The sequence below is a fragment of the Streptomyces sp. RFCAC02 genome (assembly GCF_004193175.1).
GTDB lineage: Bacteria > Actinomycetota > Actinomycetes > Streptomycetales > Streptomycetaceae > Streptomyces.
Window position 1 is genome coordinate 3,625,361 of the sequence record NZ_SAUH01000001.1, and the last position, 20,577, is coordinate 3,645,937.

Here is a 20,577-nt window from a genome sequence, read left to right on the forward strand (position 1 = left end):
GGCGATGGTGCGGGTGGTGTGGGGGGACGTGACCGGGCAGGGCGGCCCGGTCAGCGTTCGCGGGGGGCGTGCCGGTGGGCCAGGGCCTCGTAGCTCGCGTGCAGGGCGGGCGCGGCCGACTCGTAGGTGCGCTGCGCGACGCCGATGAACAGGCAGTCGACGACGAGGAGCTGGCTCGTCCGGCTCGACATGGCGGCCGGCCGCAGCTCGCTCTCCCTGGCCGTGGACGTGGTCAGGACGTGGTCGGCGTACTGGGTGACGACGGAGTCGGGCCGCCCGGTGATCGCCACGGTCGTCGCCCCGCGGTCGAACGCGACCTGGAGCGGCTCGATGACGTCGACCGTGCTCCCGGAATGGGTGACGGCGACGGCCACGTCCCCGGTGCGGAGCTGCACCGCGCCCGTGACGGCGAGGTGCGGGTCGGCGTGGGCGTGGGCCACGAGCCCGATGCGCAGGAGCTTCTGCGCGAGGTCCTGGGCGACGAGCGAGGACGCGCCGGCGCCGTACACGTCGACGCGGCGGGCGGCGGCCAGGGCGCCGACGGCCGCTTCGAGCTGGGCCACGTCCAGGGCGCCCGCGGTGTCGGTGAGGGTCTGGCGCTCGTCCTGCGCGAGCTTGGCGACGACGTCGCCGAGCGGGTCGTCGACGGAGATGTCGGCCGTGACGGCGGGGGCGGCGCCGGACGCCTGCTGCGCGGCGAGGCCGGCGAGGGCGAGGCGCAGGTCGCGGTAGCCCGGGTAGCCGAGGAGGCGGGCCGTGCGGACGACGGTGGCCTCGCTGGTGCCGGTGCGCTCGGCGAGGCCGGTCACGGTGAGGGCGGCGCAGCCCGCGGGGTCGCCGGCGACCGTCTCGGCGACGCGCTGCATGGAGCGGGTCATGGACGGGGCCATGGTGCGGACCTTGGCGGCGAGCGCGCCCGGTTCGGGCGGCGCGGGGCGGGGCGCGACGGGGACGGGCCGCGGGCGGCCGGCCCGGCGGGCGAAATTTTCCTTCATCGCATTCCTCACATGTTGAAACATATTTTCGATGCCGATGGGCCGTCAAGGCCCCGAAGGAGTGGTGCCGTCGTGCCGGTGGACGGGACGTCCGGGCCGTACCCGGAGCGGGTTCCCCGCCGTTCTCTGGTGCAATGGTCGGCATGGACGAGCCGACAACGGAAGAGGCCGTCCAGCGCGGCCGCGCCCTGGTGCTGGCCGATCTGGCGGCGGACGGGCTGGCGGGACCCGACGAGGTCTCCCGGCTGGAGGAGGCGGTGTCGCACCGCCGGTGGTGGGCCGGCGAGTGGCCGCGCGGCGCGGTGTTCGTGCCCGGGCTGCTGGCCCAGGACATGCAGGACGCCCTGCTGGAGACCCACGGCCCGTGGCCCCGCTGCCCGTACTGCGCCGACGAGCCGCACCCGCTGGACGTCGAGCCCGAGCTGGGCGAGGACCCCCACTGGGTCTGCGGCCGCACCGGGCGCGCCGCCGCGCCGGTCGGCTCGCTCGCCTCGGCCCGGCGGTGAGCGCCGGATGACCGTCTACATCGACCCGCCCGCCTGGCCGGGCCACGGGCGGCTGTGGTCCCACCTGGTGAGCGACGTGTCGTACGACGAGCTGCACGCGTTCGCGGCGCGGCTCGGCTCGCCGCCCCGCGCGTTCGAGCGGGACCACTACGACGTCCCGGCCGAGCGGTACGCCGACGCGCTGCGCCTCGGCGCCGTCCCGGTCCGCTCCCGCGAACTGGTCGAACGCCTGTACGCGGCGGGCCTGCGCCGCCGCAAGAGCGGCACCCGGCCGGGTGGCAGGGGGAGCGGGCCGTAGCACGTCAGCGCTGGTCCGGGACCGCGACACCCGGCTCACCGGCGGGCGCGCGGAGCGATGGGCGGCGTGTCCGGGGCGGACACCGCCAGGCGTTCATGTGAATGTCATCCCGGCTGGGAATGCGGGAGCGGCGACGCGGTGTTCCGTCCCCCGTGTCCGACACCTCCGCACGCAACGCCCCCACGCCGTCAGCGCCGCCGTCCGCCGCACCCGCGGCGCGCGGCCGGCTGCCGTTCGCCGTCCATGTGCTCGGTGCCGCCGTCTTCGCGCTCGGCACGAGCGAGTTCATGCTGTCCGGCCTGCTGCCCGAGGTCGCCGGCGACCTCGACGTCTCCATACCGACCGCCGGGCTGCTGATCTCGGCGTTCGCCATCGGCATGGTCGTCGGCGCGCCGCTGCTCGCCGTCGCCACCCGGCGGCTGCCGAAGCGGCTGACGCTCGCCGGACTGCTCGCCGTCTTCGCGCTCGGCCATGTCGTCGGCGCCCTCGCGCCCGGCTACGCCCTGCTGTTCGCCTGCCGTGTCGTCAGCGCGCTCGCGTGCGCCGGCTTCTGGGCGGTCGGCGCGGCCGTCGTCGTCTCGCTGGTCCCCGAGGAGGCCCGCGCGCGGGCCATGGCCGTCGTCATCGGCGGCCTCAGCGTCGCCAACGTCACCGGCGTCCCCGGCGGCGCGGCCCTCGGGCAGACGCTGGGCTGGCGCGCCGCGTTCTGGACCGTCGGCGCCCTGGCCGTCATCGGGCTGGTGGGCGTCCTGCTGTTCGTGCCGGCGACCCCGGCCGCGCCCGAGGGCGAACGCACGTCGCTCCGGGACGAGGTCCGCGTCTACCGCGACCTGCGGGTGTGGCTCGCGATCGGCACCACGGCGCTGATGGCGGCCGGCACGTTCTGCTTCTTCTCCTACCTCGCCCCGCTGCTGACCGACGTCTCCGGGCTCGACGAGGACTGGGTGCCGCTCGTGCTCGTGCTGTACGGCGTGGGCGCGTTCACCGGGACGCTGCTCGGTGGGCGGCTGGCGGACGCGCACATGTTCGGCACCCTGTACACCGGGCTGCTCGCGTCCGCCGCCGTGCTGGTGGCCGTCGCCGTCACCGCCGAATCGGCCGTCGCGGTGGCCGTGCTGTCCGGGCTGCTCGGGATCGCCACGTTCCTGTGCGCGCCTGGCCTGAACACCCGCATCCTGAACGTGGCCGGGGCGGCCGCGCCCACGCTGGCCGGCGCCACGACCACCTCCGCGTTCAACACCGGCAACACGCTCGGCCCGTGGGCCGGCGGTGTCGTCATCGACGCGGGACTCGGCTACACGTGGACGGCGTGGCTCGGCGCCCTGTTGCTCCTGATGGCGTTCACCGGGGCGTGGCTCCAGGCGCGGACGTCCGGCGACGGTCGCGGCGCGGCGGTCGCGGACGAGGCCGGGCGGCCGGTCAGGCGGTCAGAAGCTGCAGCTCACCCCGCAGATTGAAGCGTGCCGCCGGCTCCCAGTGCTCACCGGCGTAGGGCGTGTGGAACAGCGAGGGCAGCGCGAGGAGGCGGCGCAGCACGTCGGCGCGGCCCTCGCGGAACGCGTCGTCGTCCACGTACGCGTACTCCTGGCGCACGGCCGCCGCGTACGCCGCGTACTGCTCCGGTGAGCCCGCCAGGACGGCGAGGTCGGCGTCGCAGAGCGCGGCGCCGTTGCGGTCGTCCGGGTCCGGGTCGTGCCCGGCGGTGAGGCGTACGAGCCGCGCGACCTCGGCGGCGCGGCGCCCGGCACCGAGGAGGTCCTCGGCGAGGCGGGCGCTCATCTCCTCGTTGTCCGGCGAGTACGGGTCGTAGATCGCGTCGTGGAACCAGGCGGCCAGCTCCACGGCGATCGGATCGGTGGGGTGACCGGCCAGCTCGTCGAGGCGACCGAGGACGGCGGCCAGGTGGGCGGTCGTGTGGTAGCGGCGGTGGGGTTCGGCCCAGCGGGCGAGGAGCTCGCGGCCGAGGCGTTCGCCGGCGGGTCCTGCGTTCCCGGGGAGGGCGGTGAAGCGGCGGAGCAGCGCCGCCTCCTGGTCGGAGGGCGGGGAGTCCGGGGGAGGGGTGGCGGCCATGCCGACCATTCTCGCGCGGGGCGGGCCGGCCGGCGGGTCAGTGGCGTGTCCCGGGCAGCGCGCCGGGAGCACGACCCCGCGCGCGGTCGGCGGCGCGTGCGCGGAGGAGGAGCAGCAGGGCGCCGGTGATGAGCACGGCGGTGAGCGCGAGCGCCGCGCGGGGATCGGCGCGGGTGGTGGCCAGGGCACCGAGCAGTGCGCCGCCGGTCATGGCCGCGAGGGCGCCGGCGCGTCGCAGCACGGTGGCCCGGTCGCCGGGACCCGCGCCCGTCACCAGGGAGACGAGGGTCGAGGTGATGACGACGGTGCTGAGGTCGGTGAGGCCGAGGGGGCGCACGGCGGCCGTCTGCGCGCCCATCATCAGCGCGAGCACGGCCGTCAGGACCGTGGCGGCCGGCTCGCCGGGTCCTGCGCCGGGCCACAGCGCCGCGAGGAGGACGGCGAGGCACAGCTCGCCGGCCAGCACGAACAGGGCGACGCGCGGCAGCCGGGGTACGCCGCCCGTGCGGCGCACCAGCCGGCCCGTCAGCGCGGCCCCGGCGGCGAAGGCGGCGAACGCCACCAGCGGATGCAGTACCGGGAGCCCGTCGGCGCCGGCCAGGGCGAAGCCGAGGAGCAGGACGTTCCCCGTCATGTTGCCGGTGAACACGCGGTCGAGCGCGAGGTAGCTGACGGCGTCCACCATGCCGGCGGCGGCCGTCAGCACGAGCAGCGCGCCGGGGTACGCGGCGGGCAGTGGGGCGGCGGGCGGTGCGGGGGCGGCGCTCACGGGCAGTGAGCTTAGGCGCTGTCCGCCGGGACGGGGCGCGAGGCGAGGCGGGCGCAGCGGCGGCAGGCACGGGCGGACGACGCGAGGACGGCGTGCGACGCGGCGGTGAGCGCGCCGGCCGCCGCCGCGCGGGGCCAGTCGCCGGCCACGACCGCGCCGGCGGCGAGCAGCAGGGACGTGATCCCCAGGGTGACGGCGGCTGCGGTCCCCGTCCACGCGACGGCGAGCGGGAGCCCGCGCGGGGTGCGCACACGGCGTGCGACCGGGCCGGTGACGACGGCCAGGGTGGCCGCCGCGAGCGCCGCGACCACGGCCGCGGTCACGGTCAGGAGGACGACGGAGAGCGGACGGTGCGCGCCGCCCCCCGGGGTCCGGGCGGCCAGCAGCGCGCACAGGACGAGCACGGGCAGGACGGCCGCCGCGGACACGGCCGTGCGGCGGATCTGGGCGGCGGTCAGCTCCCGCTGGCAGTCGGGGACGAGGTCGGCGGGGGCGCCGAACTCGTGCAGCGCGGCGCGGGTGGCGTGCCCGCGCGGCAGGCCCCGGCGCAGGTGACCGGCCACCGTGTCCGCGAGGCCGTCCCTGATCTCGCCGACGAGGCGGGCCTTGGCGCGCGGCGGGCCGAGGAGGGCGGCGTCGAGCGCGGCGGCGTACCGGTCGGCCGCCTCGCCGGCCTCGTCCACGGCGTCCCGCGGGGTCACGCGGGCAGCCCGGGACCGGGTGCGCCGGGGGTCAGGACGGCGCCGATGGCGGACGTGAACTCCCGCCACGCCGCCCGCTCCCCGGCCAGGGCCTGCCGTCCCGCGCCGGTCAGCTCGTAGGCGCGGCGGCGGCGCTCGCCGGCCGACGTCTGCCAGTGGCTGCGCAGGAGACCGAGACGCTCGAGCCGCGCCAGGGCCGGGTAGACCGTGCCGGTGCGCAGCTCCAGCGCGCCGCCGCTCCGCCGCTGGACGGCCGTGATGATCGCGTACCCGTGCAGCGGGCCGTCCTCCAGGACCGCCAGCAGCACGCCGTCGAGGTGCCCCCGTACCGCGTCCGCCTTCATGAGTGGGCAGCCTACACGTCCAGGGTGGGCGGAGGTCGCCCCGTCCACCCCGTCGTCCCCGTCCTCCCGCCGGCGGACGGGGCGTGATCACCGGCGCGCGGGACGCCCGGTACACGCTCGCGCTCCTACCGTTCGGCACCGGCACGTCCGACAGCGGCAGAACGGAAGACCCCATGGAAGCGACCCCGCGCACGAGCGCGGCCGAGGCGGCCGGGTACGCGGCCGCCGTCCTCGTCCTCATCGGCGGCGGCGTGTTCCTGACCTCGGCCGTCCTCAACTGGCTCGTCGGCCCGGCGGTCACCGTCGTGTGCGTCGCGGCGGCCGGGCGGCGGTCCCGATGAGCTGGGCGGCGCACGAGCTGGAGAGCTACCTCCTGCACAAGCACATCAAGGCGCCCGTCTCGTTCCTCGCGATCCTCACCGGCTCGCTGGCGCCGGACATGCTGACCAAGCTGCCGGTGTACGGCATACGCCTCGGCAGCCTCGTCATCGCGCCGGACCGGCCGTGGGACTACCACCGGGGCTGGCCGGGCGCCGGACCGACGCACTCGCTGATGTTCGGCGTCGTCCTCGGGGTGCTCGTGCTGTGGCTGTTCCGCAGCCGAACGTGGGCGCTCGGCCTCTTCGCCGGGACGACCGCGCATGTACTCACCGACGTGTTCGACAGCGTCGGCACGATGGTGTTCTTCCCCTTCACCACCCAGCACTACAGCGCCGGCATGTGGGCGTACGCGGCCCAGGCCGGACGGTACGGGGACGCCGCCGCCTACTACGGCAGCCTCGGTCTCGCCTGGGACCTGTTCTGGCTCGCGCTCGCGCTGCTCGGCTTCCGCGTGCTGCGGGCACGGTACTTCTTCACCGAGGTGGTGCCGTCCGACCCCGCGTGGGGATGGCTGCGGCGCCGGCTGCACCTGTCCGACCGGGTGCTCCTCGCCTGCTACAGGGCGTACTTCGTCTACGGTGCGTGCCGCATCGTGGCATGGACGCTGTGGGCGCGGCTGGTCGAGGGGGCGCCGATGGACTGGTCCTGGGGCGGCCCGTACTGGGTGGACAAGGTGACGCTCGATCCGGTCGCGCCCACCACGCTGCTCGCCCACACGGCGGTCGGCGCCACCGGTCTCGCCGTCACGCTGTGGCTGCTGTGGGTGCTTCTCGTGCGGCGGCTGTGGCGTGCGGCGGGACCGGCGGAGACGGGCGGAACGCCCGTGATGGGGCGTCAGGACGCGATTGTCAGTGGTGGGTGGGAGAGTCGGGGATCGACGGAGACGTCCGGTTCGCCGGTCCCCGTCGCGGATCAGTCCAGTTCCTCGGGGAGGGGTTCGGCATGAGTGACCGTCAGGCCGGAAACGGCGCGCGTCAGGCAGACGTACAGGCGCCGCAGGCCCGTGCGGCGGTCCGGCTCGCCGGCCACCACGGCCGCCGGCTCGTCCAGCACCACCCAGTCGTACTCCAGACCCTTCGCGAGCGACGCGGGGACGAGCGTCAGCCGCGCGCCCGACGTCGTCTCCTCGCCCGGCGTGAGGCAGGGCAGCCCGGCCTCCTTCAGCGCCTGCTCCAGCGCCGGCGCCCGGGTGTCCGCGGCGATCAGGCCGACGGAGCCCTCCCGCTCCAGGAACTCCCGGCACGCCGCCACCACGTCCCCGACGCCCGCCACCTGCCTGATCCCGAACGCGCCGGCCGCGTCACGGACCGAGGTCGCCTCCGACAGGTCCGGCGCGATCGACGGCAGCAGCCGCGACGCGTACGCGATCACCGAGCGCGGCACGCGGAATCCCTGCGTCAGCTCCTCGACCCGGCCGTCGGGCTTCCCGAGGTGCGTGAGCGCCGCCGCCCAACTGTCCGTCGCCCACGGCGTGGTGCCCTGCGCGATGTCGCCGAGGATCGTGGCCGACCCCGTGCTGCACCGCCGCCCCACCGCCCGGTACTGCATCGGCGACAGGTCCTGCGCCTCGTCCAGCACCACATGGCCGAGGGACGGCGTGCGCTCCACCAGGTCGTGCGCCTCGTCCACGAGCACCGCGTCCGCCGCCGACCAGGGGGCCGACTTCACGCTCCGCGGCGCCCGGTCCCACAGCAGGGCGCGCCGCTCGTCCGCGTCGAGGACACCGTCTGCCTGCTCCGCGAGGAACGCCGCGTCGGTCAGCAGCCGCAGCACCAGCTTCGCCGGATCGACCGGGGGCAGCGCCGCCTTCACCGCCGCCTTCACGGCCGGCGTGCGGGCCACCGCGTTCTGCACGCGGTCGTCCGGGGCCTCGCCCGCCTGCTCCATCTGCACGAGGACCAGGTGCGCGATCCGCTGCGGCAGCGCCTCGCGGGCCGCGCCGTAGCGGATGTCACGCTCCATCAGCTCGCGCACCAGCTCCGCCACCCGCTCCGCGGCGACGCGCCACCGCCGCGAGCCCCGCACCACGACGACGCCCTCGTCCGGCATCCGCACGCCCGACCACACGGCCCGCCTCAGCACCGCCGCCATCCGCGCGTCGCCCTTGACCGCCGCCGCCTCCGCCGTGTCCGTGCCGCGCACCTCGACGCGGCCGACGAGGTCCTGCACCGTGGTCTGCCGCACCTCCAGCTCGCCCAGCGTCGGCAGGACCTGCTCGATGTACCGGAGGAACGAACTGTTCGGCCCGATCACGAGCGTGCCGGCGCGGGCCAGCCGCTCCCTGTGCGCGTACAGCAGGTAGGCGACACGGTGCAGGCCGACCGCCGTCTTCCCGGTGCCGGGGGCGCCCTGCACGCAGACCGTGCCGCTGAGCGGCGCGCGGACCAGCTCGTCCTGCTCGGGCTGGATCGTCGCCACGATGTCGCGCATCGGGCCGACGCGGGGCCGCTCGATCTCCCGCTGGAGCAGGGCGCTCGCCCGTTCGCCCTCGGCGGGGTCGGTCAGGTGCTCGTCCTCGTACGCCGTCAGGTCGCCGCCGTCGTAGCCGAAGCGGCGGCGCAGCGCCACGTCCTGCGGGTCGGCCTTCGTCGCCCGGTAGAACGCCTGCGACACCGGCGCGCGCCAGTCGATCACCATCGGGTCGCCGTCCCCGTCGTGGACGTGGCGGCGGCCGATGTAGAAGCGGCGGCCGTGCTCGCCGTCCTCGTCGATGGCGTGCTCGAAGTCGAGGCGGCCGAAGAAGAGCGGGGTGCCCGCCAGGTCGGCCAGGGAGGCGATGCGCGCCTCGATCTCCGCGGCGAGGACTTCGGCGTTGACCCAGTTCGCCGTGACGTCGGCGATGTTGAGGGCCTCCGTCTCGGTCCGCATGGCGCGCAGGGCCGCCCGGGAGGCGGCGAGGTGCGCCCGCTCCGCCTCCAGGGGCGACGCGGCGGACGGGGACGACGAGGGGGGAACGGGCATGGCGGTGCCTCCGGCGGCTGCGGGCGGGCGGATCCGTGGTGTCCGCGGTGCGGACGTGCCGGCCGGTTTCCGTCCGGCCGGCTCCTACCGGCGGGGCGACCGCCCGGAGGAGGCAAGGCACGGGAGCTTAGGACCGGCCCGCGGCGCCGCGCAAATCCATTCCCCCCGCCCACCGGACCGGGGGCCGCCCCCGGAGGAGGCGTCGGGGTCCCGACCCCCGGCTCCCTAGGGGACGGCCGTCCCCGCGGCGGAGGAACCCCGGGGGCGAAGCAGACCTTCGGCCGATGCCCCGGCACCCGCCCGGACGGCACGCTGGAGCACATGAGCACTGCTGCCGCCGCCCCCCTGGGCGCTCCCGTCTCCCGCCCCTCCACCGCCTCCGCGCACGGCGCCCGGAAGCCCCGCGGCCCGGTGACCGGCGCGCTGCACGCGCTGCGCGTCCTCGCGGGCACCGCCGTCGAGATCGTGGTCCTCGGCCGTGTGGACGCCCCGGGACCCGCCCTCGTGCACCGTCGGCCCTGAGCCGGACGCGCCGGTCAGAGGCCGTCGCGCTCCTCGCCGGCCCGCTCCTCGCCGGACACCGTCGGCACGTCGGCCGCGTCCACGATGCGGTAGGCGTAGCCCTGCTCCGCGAGGAACCGCTGCCGGTGCGCCGCGAACTCCTGGTCGATCGTGTCCCGCGCCACCACCGAGTAGAACCGCGCCTCGTGCCCGTCCGCCTTCGGCCGCAGCACCCGGCCCAGCCGCTGGGCCTCCTCCTGCCGCGACCCGAACGTGCCGGACACCTGGATCGCGACGGTCGCCTCGGGCAGGTCGATGGAGAAGTTCGCCACCTTGGAGACCACCAGGACGGACAGCTCGCCCGCCCGGAACGCGTCGAACAGCCGCTCGCGCTGCGTGTTGGTCGTCTCGCCCTTGATCACGGGCACACCGAGCCGCTCGCCCAGGTCGTCGAGCTGGTCGATGTACTGCCCGATGACGAGCGTCGGCTCCCCCGCGTGCTGCCGCACCAGGGCCTCGGTGACACGCCGCTTCGCGTCCGTCGTGGAGCAGAAGCGGTACCGCTCCTCCGGCTCGGCCATGGCGTACGCCAGCCGCTCCGACTCGGTCAGGTCCACGCGGACCTCGACGCAGTCGGCCGGCGCGATGTACCCCTGCGCCTCGATCTCCTTCCACGGCGCGTCGAACCGCTTCGGCCCGATGAGCGAGAACACGTCCGACTCCCGGCCGTCCTCGCGCACCAGCGTCGCGGTGAGCCCGAGCCGCCGCCGCGCCTGCAGGTCCGCCGTGAACTTGAACACGGGCGCCGGCAGCAGGTGCACCTCGTCGTAGACGATCAGCCCCCAGTCGCGGGAGTCGAACAGCTCCAGGTGCGGGTAGACACCCTTCCGCTTCGTCGTGAGGACCTGGTACGTCGCGATGGTGACCGGCCTGATCTCCTTGCGGGTGCCGCTGTACTCGCCGATCTCGTCCTCGGTGAGGGAGGTGCGCCGCACCAGCTCGGACTTCCACTGGCGGGCCGACACCGTGTTGGTGACGAGGATCAGCGTCGTCGACCCGGCCCGCGCCATGGCCCCGGCGCCGACCAGTGTCTTCCCCGCGCCGCACGGCAGGACCACGACGCCCGAGCCGCCGTGCCAGAAGCCGTCCACGGCCTGCCGCTGGTAGGGCCGCAGCGCCCAGCCGTCCTCATCGAGCGCGATCGGGTGCGCCTCGCCGTCCACATAGCCGGCCAGGTCCTCCGCCGGCCAGCCGAGCCGCAGCAGCGCCTGCTTGATCTGCCCGCGCTCGGACGGGTGGACGGCCACCGTGTCCGCGTCCACCCGCGCCCCGACCAGCGGCTGCACCCGCTTGCTGCGCAGCACCTCCTCCAGGACGGGTCGGTCCGTCGTCTGCAGGACGAGGCCGTGCGCCGGGTGCTTGACGAGGGTGAGCCGCCCGTACCTGGCCATCGTCTCGGCGATGTCGACGAGGAGCGCCTGCGGCACGGGATAGCGCGAATACGTGACGAGCGCGTCCACGACCTGCTCGGCGTCGTGCCCGGCGGCGCGGGCGTTCCACAGGCCGAGGGGCGTGAGGCGGTAGGTGTGGATGTGCTCGGGCGACCGCTCCAGCTCGGCGAACGGGGCGATGGCGCGCCGGCACTCCTCGGCACGCTCGTGGTCGACTTCAAGGAGCAGGGTTTTGTCGCTCTGGACGATGAGCGGCCCGGTCACACGCGTCTCCTTCGGAACTGGGGCACGGGGTCTGCGGCGGACAAGCCTCCAGTGTCGCACCCGCCGCCGGTCAGCGGAGCGCTTCCCAGATCGCCACCTGGACGGGGGAGGGGCCGCCCTCGCCGCCCTCGACGGACCACAGGGCGTTCTGCAGGACGCGGCCGAGGGTCCACGCACGGGCGCGGTCCCGGTCGGCGCCGAGGATCCCGGTCATCAGGTCGAAGCGGGGCCGGACGAGGGCCGGGTCGAAGCGGTTGTTCAGCGCGGGCAGCAGTTCGAAGCACGGGTCGCCGACCAGCGGTTTCGGGTCGATCGCGAGCCATGGTTCGCGGTCGGCGCCGGGCAGCGGGGCGAGGACGTTCTCGTAGTGCAGGTCCCAGTGCAGGAGCCGGTCGCCCGGCTCGTCCGCCACCTCGCGCACCGCGGCGGCGCAGTCCTCCAGCAGCCGGTGGTGCGCGGGGTCCGCGTGGCGCAGCGCGCCGGGCAGGCGGTCGAGCATGCCGTGGGTGATGTCCCGCAGGTGCCGCAGGCCGGGCGGCGGGTCGGCGCGGGTGAGGCGGGCCAGCAGCGTGGTGAGGAGCGTGACGGCCTCGCGCTCGTCGCCGACGCTGTCGAGGGAGCGGTGGGAGAGCCGTTCCAGCAGCATCGAGCCGGTCGCCGGATCGTGGGCGAGGAGCCGGACGGCACCGTCACCGCCCCAGGCCGTGAGGGCGGCCGGTTCGCCCTCGCTCTCCTCGTCCACGGGCTGGAGCTTGAGGACGGCGGGTGTGCCGTCCCGGGTGACGGCCGGCAGGACGAGGGCGACGGCCCCGTGCCGGGCGGGGCCTGCCGGGCGGAGCCCCCAGTGGTCGAGCATGCGCTCGGCGAGCGCGGGAAGCTCCGCGACCCAGCGGCGGCCCGCGTCACCGTTGTACCGGGCATGGGAATCGGCCAGGGCGGCCGGAACACTGATCACCCGGGCAGCGTACGGGCGCCACCGCCGGCCGTCATCCGGCGGCGGGCCGGCCGCTCAGCCCGGCGTGCCCGGCTGCCGGTCGTAGGTCAGGAAGATCGCCCCGCCGTCGATGACCGTGTGGCCGGTGAGGTCCCAGGCGGTGGGTCCGGAGGCCGCCGACCGGCCGAACAGCGGTATGCCGGTGCCGATCGTGAGCGGGCTGAGCTTCACGATCAGGCGGTCGATCTCGCCGTACAGGGCACCCGCCAGTGCGCCGCCGCCGACGAGCCAGATGTCCTTGCCGGCACCGCGCTTGAGGTCCTGCACGGTCGCCGCCGGGTCGTCGGCGACGATCTCGACGTGCGGGTCGGGGCTCTCGGTCAGGGTCCGGGAGAAGACGATGTGCCGCAGGTGGGGGTAGGCGTCGGTCACGCCGGCCGCGAGGCCGACGGCGTAACTCCCGCGCCCCTCGACGACGGTGTCGAAGTGCGTGCCGACTGCGGTGACGCCGAGCGCCGCCCTCGCCGGCCCCGGCAGCGTCTCGGGGTACTCCTCGGCGAGGTGCCGCACGTACGCCTCGGACGGGGTCCAGAAGCCGCCGGGGCCGGTCGGGTCGGAGCCGTCGGGGCCGGCGATGAAGCCGTCGAGCGTGGACGCGATGAAGTGGACGAGCTTGCGCAAAACGGTTCTCCGTCGATCGGTCGGGTCATGCGGGGGTGTCGGGGAGCATGGCGGCGACGCGTGTGATCAGCGCCTCGCACTCGGCCTCCGTGAGGACGCCGGGCAGGGTGAGCCGCTCGACCACCAGCCAGTTCATGGCGAGGTACAGCAACTGGACGTCGGTCGCCCCGCCCGGCAGGCCGGCGGCCCGGTGCCGGGCGACGCTGCCGTCGATGTCGGCGCGGACCCGTTCGGTGAGCAGCGCGCGGAGCGCGGGCCGTCTGATGGCCTCAAGGCGCAGTTCCAGCATCGCCAGGTGACCTGTGGGGAAGGCCGTGACCCGGTGGAGGGTCTCCCGCAGCAACGTGCTGTAGGACGCGCTGTCACGTGCCCGGCTCAGCGCCTCGGCGAGAGCGTCCTCACCGGGGTCGAGCCGCTCGTAGACGCGGACGCCGGCCTGGATCAGCAGGTCGTCGCGGTCGCGGAAGTAGTTGGACGTCGTACCGGTGGGCACCGCGGCCTCCGCGTCGACGGCTCGCTGGGTGAGTCCGCGCGCTCCTTCGCGGGCCAGGACCTCGATGGCGGCGTCCAGCAGGGCCGCCCGACGGGCCGGGTTCTTGCGGATCTCGCGCCTCCTCGTTCGACGTGCGACGATCAAACCACTTCAGTTGAAGTACGTCAATTGAAGTGGTCAGAGAGGTGGCGCTTCCCGGGACGCCGCTCCGTGTCCCGGGATGCCGTGGGGGTGGTGGAACCTACGCTGAGGGCCGTACCGTCCCGTTCGAACCCGTGGAGGTCCCGTGTCCAAGCCGCCCCTGCCCGCCGAGGCCGTCGCCCTGCTCCGCCGGCCGAACCCGTGCGTGATCGCCACCGTCCGCTCCGACGGGGCGCCCGTCTCCACCGCCACCTGGTACCTGTGGGAGGACGACGGCCGCGTCCTCGTCAACATGGACGAGGGCCGCCGGCGCCTCGCCCACCTGCGGAACGACCCGCGCGTCACCCTCACCGTCCTCGCCGGTGACGACTGGTACACGCACGTCAGCATCATCGGGCGCGTCACGGAACTGCGCGACGACACCGGCCTCGCCGACATCGACCGCCTGTCGCGCCACTACAGCGGCAACCCGTACCCGACCCGCGACCGTGCCCGGGTCAGCGCGCTCATCACCGTGGACCGCTGGCACGGCTGGGGCACCCTCCGGGACAGCGACCAGCCCATGAGCCGGACCTCGCACGGGCCGTCGGTCAGTCAGTGACCTCGACCGTGCCCGTGATGCGGTGCAGCGGGTAGGTGCGCACCTCGTCCGCCGTGTGGTCGAAGGCCGTCACGAAGCCGCCCTCCACCCGCACCGGCGACAGCACCCGCTGCGCCGCGATGCCGTCCGCCCCCACGTAGCCGATCCGTACGAGCGCCCCGCCCGCCGCGGCCGACCGCAGGATGCGCAGCGTCTCCTCGGCCGGGGTGCGCGGCGGCGCGCCGACCGCCTCGGCGGCCGCGGGACGGCGGCCGCCCTGCGGGGCGGGTCCGGCGCCCGAGGCGTGGTCCCCCGCCCTGATCGCCCGCACCGCCGCGGCGAGCAGCGCGTCGTCCGCTCGGGGCGGGGTGTCGGGGGCCGGTTCGGGGGCGGCGCGGGGCGGTGTGCGGCGCGGCTCGCCGGTGAGGGTGACGACGGTGCCCGCCGCGTCCTCCGCCGCCGGCGCGAAGCCGGCCTCCCGCAGCCGCAGCAGCAGGTGGTCGGGGGCCACGGGGGAGACCAGGACCGTCGGCGCGATCAACCGCAGCCGCAGCGCCTCCGTCCGGCGGTCCGCGAGCAGTTGCGCGACCAGCGCCTCGTCCTCGCAGCACACGTAGGAGGCCGCGGCGCCCACCCGCATCTGCCCGTGCCGCCTTGCCGTGTCGTCCACGAGGTAGGTGAGGGGCTGCGGGACGGGCGTGCGGGACCGTTCGGCGAGGAACGCGTGCACCTGCTGCGCCGTCCAGCCCTCGTCGAGCGCGCGGCGCACCGAGCCGGGCGTGAACCGGTACACCGTCGCCCCGCCCGTGGACTCCACGTCGGCGACGACCGCCATGGCCTGCCGCAGGTCCCGCAGCAGCGGCCCCGGCGCGACGGCCGTCAGGTCGGCCTGGAGGAGCACGTGGTCCACGGGGCGCGGCAGCAGCGGCGCGAGGAGCCGGGCGGCGTCGGCGGCCGCGCCGGCCGTGTCCGTGCCGTGCGCCGCCGCCAGGAGGGGGCGTGCGAAACCGGCGAGCGCGCCCCGGCCGGTCACGCCGAGCCGCTCGGCCTCCGCGAGGGCGGCGTCCGTGAGCAGGGCGCGGGTGTCGGCGGGGCAGCGGCGGGGGAGTTCCCACGCGATACGGGCGGCGACGGACTCCGGCGCGGGCGCGACACCGGGTCCCGCGGTGGCGAGGAGGGTGAGCACGCGGCGCCGCAGGGCGGGCGCGGGTCCCCGGTCGAGCCCGGGCCCGAGGACGGTGAGGGCGCGGCCCTTCGCGTCCCGGCCGCCGACCAGGGCGGGCACACGGGTCGCGGCGAGCCACGCGGTGACCAGGCGGGTCCAGCGTGCCTCGGGCGGACCGGCGAGCCAGGCGTCGTACGCGGGCGTGGGGGCGTACCGCTCGTCGGCCTCCCCGTCGGAGGCCAGCAGCCCGGCGGCGTGGGCGAGTTCGATCCAGAAGGCGGCCTCGGGCTCGGGCAGGTCGAGCGCGACGGCGGCCCGCTTGAGGTCGCGGACGCCGAGACCGCCGGCGCGCAGCACGGCGGGCGCCTCCCGCTCCCAGTCGGCCAGCAGTTCCTCGACGACGGTGACCGCCGTGTACGCGGCGCCGGCCGCCGCCGCGTCCGCGCCCGCCTCGCCCGGCCCGGCCAGGGGGATGAGCTCGGGCGGTTCGGGGGACAGGTCGCGGTGCGCGCGCCCGCCGCGCAGCCGCAGGGCGACCTCGCGGGGCAGGACGACCGTGCCGGGCGCCGTCGGCATGAGCAGGCCGCGGTCGAGCAGCCAGCGCAGGTGGGGTGCCGGGCGGGCCGACACCTCGCCGTAGGGCGGTCCCCAGGTGAGGCGTTCGAGGACGGCGCGGGACGCGGGGGGCGCGGTCTCCAGCAGCGCGGCCAGGCGGGAGTCGTCGCTGAACAGGCCGGTGAGGGCGGCGAGGGCGCTGACCGGGTCGTGGGTGGCGGGCAGTCCCGCGCCGGTGAGCAGCTCCTGGATGCGGCGGGGCGAGATCCCGGCGGCCGTCTCGGCGAGGGTGGGGCCGAGGCCGGTCGAGCCGGGGCGCGCGGGGGAGGGGGCGAGGAGTTCCTGGGCCGTGCGGACGAGCCGCAGGGCGTCGTCGCGGCCCCACAGCAGGGCGTGGTCGCGGAGGGTGGCCAGGGCGGCGGGGAGCCGGTCGCCGGCGCCGGGCATGAGGTCGGCCAGTGCGCGCGTGGTGCAGGGCTGGGGGGCGACGGCGAGGGACTCGGCGGTCTGGAGGGTGAAGGTGTCGAGCCGCTCCAGGGCGCGCAGGACGGACGCGCGGGTGCCGGCGCGCGTGGCGAGCTGGGAGAGGTCGCCGGGCAGCGGTGACAGCAGGTCGGCGCGGGTCCGCAGCAGTCCGGCGAGCTCCGCATCGGAGCGGGCGCGCAGCTCGTCGGCGAGAGTACGGGGCGAACCAGCGTGCGGAACGGTCATCCCACCCACGCTACCCGGCCGGCCGGCCGGTGGCACCGGCCGCACGTGACACTCCGCGACAACTTCGGGTAAAGAGGCATCGAAAGACGGAACATTGTTGTCCCTCCCCCGAATGGCGGCGTCAATCGCCTGCGCAGTCGAGTGGACCCGGAGGGTGAGGTGACGGCAGACTCGGGGGCACGCCGAGGGAAGGGCCGGACGCCACGATGCCGCCGAGGGAGAATCCCACCGCACGCCAGATCCGCCTGGGCACCGAACTGCGCCGACTGCGCGAGCGGGCCGGGCGGACCGCCCGCGAGGCCGCGGGCATGCTCGGGACCGACCAGGGCAAGATCAGCCACATAGAATCCGGCCGCATCGGCGTCAGCGAGGAGCGCATCCGCCGGCTCGCCACGTTCTACGAGTGCGCCGACGGCCCCCTGCTCGACGCGCTGTGCGCCATCGCGCGGGAACACCGGGGCCAGTTCTGGTGGGACGAGTACCGTGGCATCCTTGCCCCCTTGTGGATGGACACCTGCGAGTTGGAACACCACGCCGTGTCCATGCAGATCTTCCACACCGTGTCCGTGCCCGGCCTGCTCCAGACCGAGGGCTACGCGCGCGCGATCTTCGGTGGCGGCCTCGTCGACCTGCCGGAGGAGGAGATCGAGCTGCGCACGCAGCACCGCATGCGGCGCAAAACGGTCCTTGAGGGCGACCACCCCCCGCCGTACCGGGTCTACCTCCACGAGGCGGCCCTGCGGATGCGCATCGGCGGCCGCCGGGTCGCGCGCCGGCAGCTCGAACAGCTCATGATCGACTCGGAGCGGCCCAACATCACCCTGCGCGTCGTCCCCTTCACCAACGAGGACTACTTCGAGGCGATCCAGCCGGTGCTCTACGCCTTCGGTGTCGTGCCCCAGCTCGACACGGTGCAGGTGGACGTGCCGACGGGCGGGTTCTTCCTCGACGCGGAGGGCGTCCTTGAGCGGTACCGGGTCTTCTTCGGGCGCTGCGAGAAGTTCTCGCTGGGCCCGGAGGAGTCCCGCCAGCTGATCCACCACATCGCCCGCGAGCTGTGACGGCGCGCGCCCCCGGCACGACGGGTGTGCCGGGGGCGCGCGGGGGGCGTACGGGCCGGACGGTCCGCCCGCCCGTCACCCGAAGCGGCCCGAGATGTAGTCCTCGGTCGCCTGGTTGCTCGGCGTGGAGAAGATCTTGGTCGTCTCGTCGATCTCGACGAGGCCGCCCGGCTCGCCGACCGCCTGCAGGTTGAAGAAGCCGGTCATGTCGCTGACGCGCGCCGCCTGCTGCATGTTGTGCGTGACGATGACGATCGTGTACTGCTCCTTCAGCTCCAGCATCAGGTCCTCGATGGCCTGGGTGGAGATCGGGTCGAGCGCGGAGCACGGCTCGTCCATCAGCAGCACGTCGGGCGCCACCGCGATGGCCCGCGCGATGCACAGGCGCTGCTGCTGGCCGCCGGAGAGCCCGGAACCGGGGCGGTTCAGGCGGTCCTTGACCTCGTCCCACAGGTTCGCCGACCGCAGGGAACGCTCCACCAGCGCGTCCAGCTCGGAGCGCTTCATGCGCTTGCTGTTGAGCTTCACGCCGGCCGCCACGTTGTCGTAGATCGACATGGTGGGGAACGGGTTCGGCCGCTGGAAGACCATGCCGATGTGCCGGCGGACGTTCACCGGGTCGACGTTCGCGCCGTACAGGTCCTCGTTGTCCATGAGGACCTTGCCCTCGACCCGCGCGTTCGGCACCAGTTCGTGCATGCGGTTGAGGGTGCGCAGGAACGTGGACTTGCCGCAGCCGGACGGGCCGATCAGGGCCGTGACCGACTTCGGCTCGATCGTCATCGACACGCCCTGGACGGCCAGGAACTTGTCGTAGTAGATGTCGAGACCCTTGACCTCGATGCGCTTGGCCACTGTCTATCGCTTTCTCTCTGGTGAGCCGCCGGCCGTCAGCCGCGCGTCTTCGGGGCGAACAGCCGGGAGATCAGCCGGGCCGCGAGGTTCAGCACCATGACGATGATGATCAGCAGCAGCGCGGCGGACCAGGCTCGGTCCAGGGCGGCCTGGGGCTCGAATCCCGGCGAGGCGTACTGGCTGTACGAGAAGACGGAGAGCGTGGCCATGTTGCCGTCGAAGGGGTTGAAGTTGTCGCTCGCCGTGATGCCGACCGTGATCAGCAGGGGCGCCGTCTCGCCGATGACGCGGGCGATGGCCAGCGTCACGCCGGTCGCGATGCCCGCGAGGGCGGTGGGCAGCACGACCTTGAGGATCGTCCGCCACTTCGGCACGGCCAGCGCGTACGCGGCCTCCCGCAGCTCGTTCGGCACGAGCTTCAGCATCTCCTCGGTGGACCGCACGACGATCGGCGTCATCAGCACGCTCAGCGCGACCGCGCCGCTGATGCCCATGCGGATGCCGGGGCCGTAGAACAGCTCGAAGAGCGCGTACGCGAAGAGGCCGGCGACGATCGACGGGATGCCCGTCATCACGTCCACGAAGAACGTGATCCACCGCGCCAGCCGTCCGCGGCCGTACTCGATCAGGTAGATCGCGGTCAGCATGCCGATCGGCACGGAGATGAGCGTTCCGAGCCCGGTGATGATCAGCGTGCCGAAGATGGCGTGGTGCACACCGCCGCCCTCGCCGACGACGCCGCGCATCGAGTACGTGAAGAACTCGCTGTCGAACCGCGCGAGGCCCCGGTCGAGCACCGTCCACACCACCGACACCAGCGGCAGCAGCGCCAGCAGGAACGCCGAGGTGACGACCGCCGTCACGAACCGGTCGAACGCGCGCCTGCGGCCCTCGACGGACGCCGACAGGCCGTAGATCACCGCCGTGTACCCGACCGCGCCGATGATCGCGGCCCACGCCGTGTTCAGCCCCACCGCCCACAGCGCGACGGCCACGACGACGGCCCCCGCCACCGTGAGACGCGGCGCGAGGCGGGGGAGGCTGCCGTGCGTCAGCGGCACGGCGGGCAGTACGGCGGCGTCCGCGGGGCCGCCGTCGCGCTCACGCCCCGGGGCGTCCTGCTCGGGGATCGTGGAGGACATCAGTTGGCTCCCGAGAAGTCGCGGCGCCGGTTGATCACCGCACGGGCGCCCATGTTGACGAAGAGCGTGACGGCGAAGAGGACGAGGCCGGAGGCGATGAGGACGTTCACGTCGATGCCGGACGACTCCGGGAAGCGCAGCGCGATGTTGGCCGCGATGGACGACGGGTTGCCGCTGCTGATCAGGTTGAACGTCACGCCGCCGGAGACCGACAGGACGATCGCGATCGCCATGGTCTCGCCGAGCGCACGCCCGAGGCCGAGCATCGCGCCGCCGATGATCGCCGAGCGGCCGAACGGCAGGACCGCCATCCGGATCATCTCCCACCGGGTGGCCCCCAGGGCGAGCGACGCCTCCTCGTGCAGCCGCGGCGTCTGCAGGAACGCCTCCCGCACCACGGCGGTGATGATCGGCAGGATCATCACCGCGAGGACGATGACGGCGACCAGCATCGTCCGGCCCGTCGCCGAGGCGGGACCCTCGAACAGCGGGATGAAGCCCAGGTTGTCGGCCAGCCACTGGGACGGGTCGACGGTGCGCGGCGCGAGGACGGCGACGCCCCACAGACCGAAGATGATGCTCGGCACCGCGGCGAGCAGGTCGATCAGGTAGCCGAGTGCCACGGCGAGCCGCCGCGGCGCGTAATGCGTGATGAACAGGGCGATCGCCACCGCCAGCGGCGTGGCGACGGCCAGCGCCAGGATCGCGGAAAGCAGGGTGCCGAACAGCAGGGGCCAGACGTACAGCACGAGGCTGTCGTCGTCCCCGGGTATCTCGTCCGGTGACGCCCACAGAGCCGGCCATGCCTCGCTGACCAGGAAGGCAGCGACCCCCGCCAGGATGACGAGGATCAGTACGCCCGCCCCGGTGGAAGCGCCGGCGAAGACACGGTCCCCCGGGCGCTGCGGCGCGCGACGTGTCTTCTCGGTGGTGGGGGGCACTCTCTTGTCCCTTCTCGTGCCGTGCCGTTGTACGGCGGCCGGCCGAGGTCGGGGCCGGCCGTTCACCCGCCGTCGGG

The 20,577-nt window shown here is 74.7% G+C and carries 22 protein-coding genes; 8 read left to right on the forward strand and 14 right to left on the reverse strand.

Going from position 1 to position 20,577, the window contains the following annotated elements; translation table 11 throughout:
• Positions 1–50: 50 nt before the first annotated feature.
• The gene (locus EMA09_RS16770) at positions 51–995 is read right to left on the reverse strand and encodes a MurR/RpiR family transcriptional regulator (RefSeq protein ID WP_129841832.1); all 945 of its coding nucleotides are present in this window, start codon (positions 993–995) and stop codon (positions 51–53) included.
• Positions 996–1,138: 143 nt separating this feature from the next.
• On the opposite strand from EMA09_RS16770, the gene EMA09_RS28650 reads away from it, so the two are divergent.
• The 3 genes from EMA09_RS28650 (at position 1,139) to EMA09_RS16785 (ending at position 3,256) form a co-directional block, all read left to right on the forward strand.
• Entirely contained in the window at positions 1,139–1,501 is a 363-nt protein-coding gene (locus tag EMA09_RS28650) for a hypothetical protein (protein WP_129841833.1), read from the forward strand.
• A gap of 7 nt (positions 1,502–1,508) precedes the next feature.
• The gene (locus EMA09_RS16780) at positions 1,509–1,799 is read left to right on the forward strand and encodes a DUF4031 domain-containing protein (RefSeq protein WP_129841834.1); all 291 of its coding nucleotides are present in this window, start codon (positions 1,509–1,511) and stop codon (positions 1,797–1,799) included.
• 227 nt (positions 1,800–2,026) lie between these two features.
• The gene (locus EMA09_RS16785; protein ID WP_240796677.1) at positions 2,027–3,256 is read left to right on the forward strand and encodes a Cmx/CmrA family chloramphenicol efflux MFS transporter; all 1,230 of its coding nucleotides are present in this window, start codon (positions 2,027–2,029) and stop codon (positions 3,254–3,256) included.
• Here the strand turns inward: EMA09_RS16785 and EMA09_RS16790 are convergent.
• The 4 genes from EMA09_RS16790 to EMA09_RS16805 are packed head-to-tail and all read right to left on the reverse strand — an operon-like array spanning position 3,219 to position 5,683.
• Entirely contained in the window at positions 3,219–3,869 is a 651-nt protein-coding gene (locus EMA09_RS16790) for a metal-dependent phosphohydrolase (protein WP_129841835.1), read from the reverse strand. The two genes, EMA09_RS16785 and EMA09_RS16790, sit on opposite strands and share 38 nt — an antisense overlap.
• Positions 3,870–3,906: 37 nt before the next feature.
• Positions 3,907–4,638, reverse strand: coding sequence for a YoaK family protein (locus EMA09_RS16795; protein WP_129841836.1), 732 nt, complete (start codon positions 4,636–4,638; stop codon positions 3,907–3,909).
• A gap of 11 nt (positions 4,639–4,649) precedes the next feature.
• Entirely contained in the window at positions 4,650–5,339 is a 690-nt protein-coding gene (locus EMA09_RS16800) for a permease prefix domain 1-containing protein (RefSeq protein ID WP_129841837.1), read from the reverse strand.
• Positions 5,336–5,683, reverse strand: coding sequence for a helix-turn-helix transcriptional regulator (locus tag EMA09_RS16805; RefSeq protein ID WP_129841838.1), 348 nt, complete (start codon positions 5,681–5,683; stop codon positions 5,336–5,338). The genes EMA09_RS16800 and EMA09_RS16805 overlap by 4 nt, the downstream gene beginning before the upstream one ends.
• A gap of 173 nt (positions 5,684–5,856) precedes the next feature.
• Between EMA09_RS16805 and EMA09_RS28425 the strand changes: the two genes are divergently transcribed.
• Positions 5,857–6,024, forward strand: coding sequence for a hypothetical protein (locus EMA09_RS28425; RefSeq protein ID WP_168220747.1), 168 nt, complete (start codon positions 5,857–5,859; stop codon positions 6,022–6,024).
• Positions 6,021–7,010, forward strand: coding sequence for a metal-dependent hydrolase (locus tag EMA09_RS16810; protein ID WP_129841839.1), 990 nt, complete (start codon positions 6,021–6,023; stop codon positions 7,008–7,010). The genes EMA09_RS28425 and EMA09_RS16810 overlap by 4 nt, the downstream gene beginning before the upstream one ends.
• Here EMA09_RS16810 and EMA09_RS16815 read toward each other — a convergent pair.
• Positions 6,977–9,025, reverse strand: coding sequence for an AAA family ATPase (locus tag EMA09_RS16815; protein ID WP_129841840.1), 2,049 nt, complete (start codon positions 9,023–9,025; stop codon positions 6,977–6,979). The genes EMA09_RS16810 and EMA09_RS16815 overlap by 34 nt on opposite strands.
• Positions 9,026–9,346: 321 nt before the next feature.
• Here EMA09_RS16815 and EMA09_RS16820 point away from each other — a divergent pair, with 321 nt between their 5' ends.
• Positions 9,347–9,547: a hypothetical protein gene (locus tag EMA09_RS16820; protein ID WP_129841841.1), complete on the forward strand. Its 201-nt coding sequence runs from the start codon at positions 9,347–9,349 to the stop codon at positions 9,545–9,547.
• A gap of 14 nt (positions 9,548–9,561) precedes the next feature.
• Here the strand turns inward: EMA09_RS16820 and EMA09_RS16825 are convergent, their stop codons facing one another.
• The 4 genes from EMA09_RS16825 to EMA09_RS16840 form a co-directional block, all read right to left on the reverse strand.
• Positions 9,562–11,241 (reverse strand): DNA repair helicase XPB, encoded by a 1,680-nt coding sequence (locus EMA09_RS16825; RefSeq protein ID WP_129841842.1) that lies wholly within the window; start codon positions 11,239–11,241, stop codon positions 9,562–9,564.
• Positions 11,242–11,311: 70 nt separating this feature from the next.
• On the reverse strand, positions 11,312–12,196 hold the full coding sequence (locus EMA09_RS16830; protein ID WP_129841843.1) for an aminoglycoside phosphotransferase family protein: 885 nt from the start codon (positions 12,194–12,196) through the stop codon (positions 11,312–11,314).
• Between the two features lie 54 nt (positions 12,197–12,250).
• Positions 12,251–12,856 (reverse strand): dihydrofolate reductase family protein, encoded by a 606-nt coding sequence (locus EMA09_RS16835; RefSeq protein WP_129841844.1) that lies wholly within the window; start codon positions 12,854–12,856, stop codon positions 12,251–12,253.
• Between the two features lie 25 nt (positions 12,857–12,881).
• A complete protein-coding gene (locus EMA09_RS16840) occupies positions 12,882–13,493 on the reverse strand; it encodes a TetR/AcrR family transcriptional regulator (protein WP_240796435.1) in 612 nt (203 codons plus the stop codon).
• A gap of 142 nt (positions 13,494–13,635) precedes the next feature.
• On the opposite strand from EMA09_RS16840, the gene EMA09_RS16845 reads away from it, so the two are divergent.
• Entirely contained in the window at positions 13,636–14,091 is a 456-nt protein-coding gene (locus EMA09_RS16845; protein WP_129841845.1) for a PPOX class F420-dependent oxidoreductase, read from the forward strand.
• Here the strand turns inward: EMA09_RS16845 and EMA09_RS16850 are convergent.
• Positions 14,081–16,501 carry a helicase-associated domain-containing protein gene (locus EMA09_RS16850; RefSeq protein WP_129841846.1) on the reverse strand — a complete coding sequence of 807 codons (2,421 nt, stop codon included), beginning with the start codon at positions 16,499–16,501 and terminating at the stop codon, positions 14,081–14,083. The two genes, EMA09_RS16845 and EMA09_RS16850, sit on opposite strands and share 11 nt — an antisense overlap.
• A gap of 206 nt (positions 16,502–16,707) precedes the next feature.
• Between EMA09_RS16850 and EMA09_RS16855 the strand changes: the two genes are divergently transcribed.
• Positions 16,708–17,562: a helix-turn-helix transcriptional regulator gene (locus tag EMA09_RS16855; RefSeq protein ID WP_129841847.1), complete on the forward strand. Its 855-nt coding sequence runs from the start codon at positions 16,708–16,710 to the stop codon at positions 17,560–17,562.
• A gap of 75 nt (positions 17,563–17,637) precedes the next feature.
• Here the strand turns inward: EMA09_RS16855 and pstB are convergent, their stop codons facing one another.
• From pstB to pstC, 3 genes are read right to left on the reverse strand one after another with little or no spacing between them, the layout of a single operon-like run.
• Positions 17,638–18,417, reverse strand: coding sequence for a phosphate ABC transporter ATP-binding protein PstB (pstB, locus tag EMA09_RS16860; protein ID WP_129841848.1), 780 nt, complete (start codon positions 18,415–18,417; stop codon positions 17,638–17,640).
• A gap of 35 nt (positions 18,418–18,452) precedes the next feature.
• Positions 18,453–19,559 carry a phosphate ABC transporter permease PstA gene (pstA, locus tag EMA09_RS16865; protein WP_129841849.1) on the reverse strand — a complete coding sequence of 369 codons (1,107 nt, stop codon included), beginning with the start codon at positions 19,557–19,559 and terminating at the stop codon, positions 18,453–18,455.
• Positions 19,559–20,500 (reverse strand): phosphate ABC transporter permease subunit PstC, encoded by a 942-nt coding sequence (gene pstC / locus EMA09_RS16870; protein WP_129841850.1) that lies wholly within the window; start codon positions 20,498–20,500, stop codon positions 19,559–19,561. Before pstC ends, pstA begins: the two co-directional genes overlap by 1 nt.
• Between the last annotated feature and the right edge of the window lie 77 nt (positions 20,501–20,577).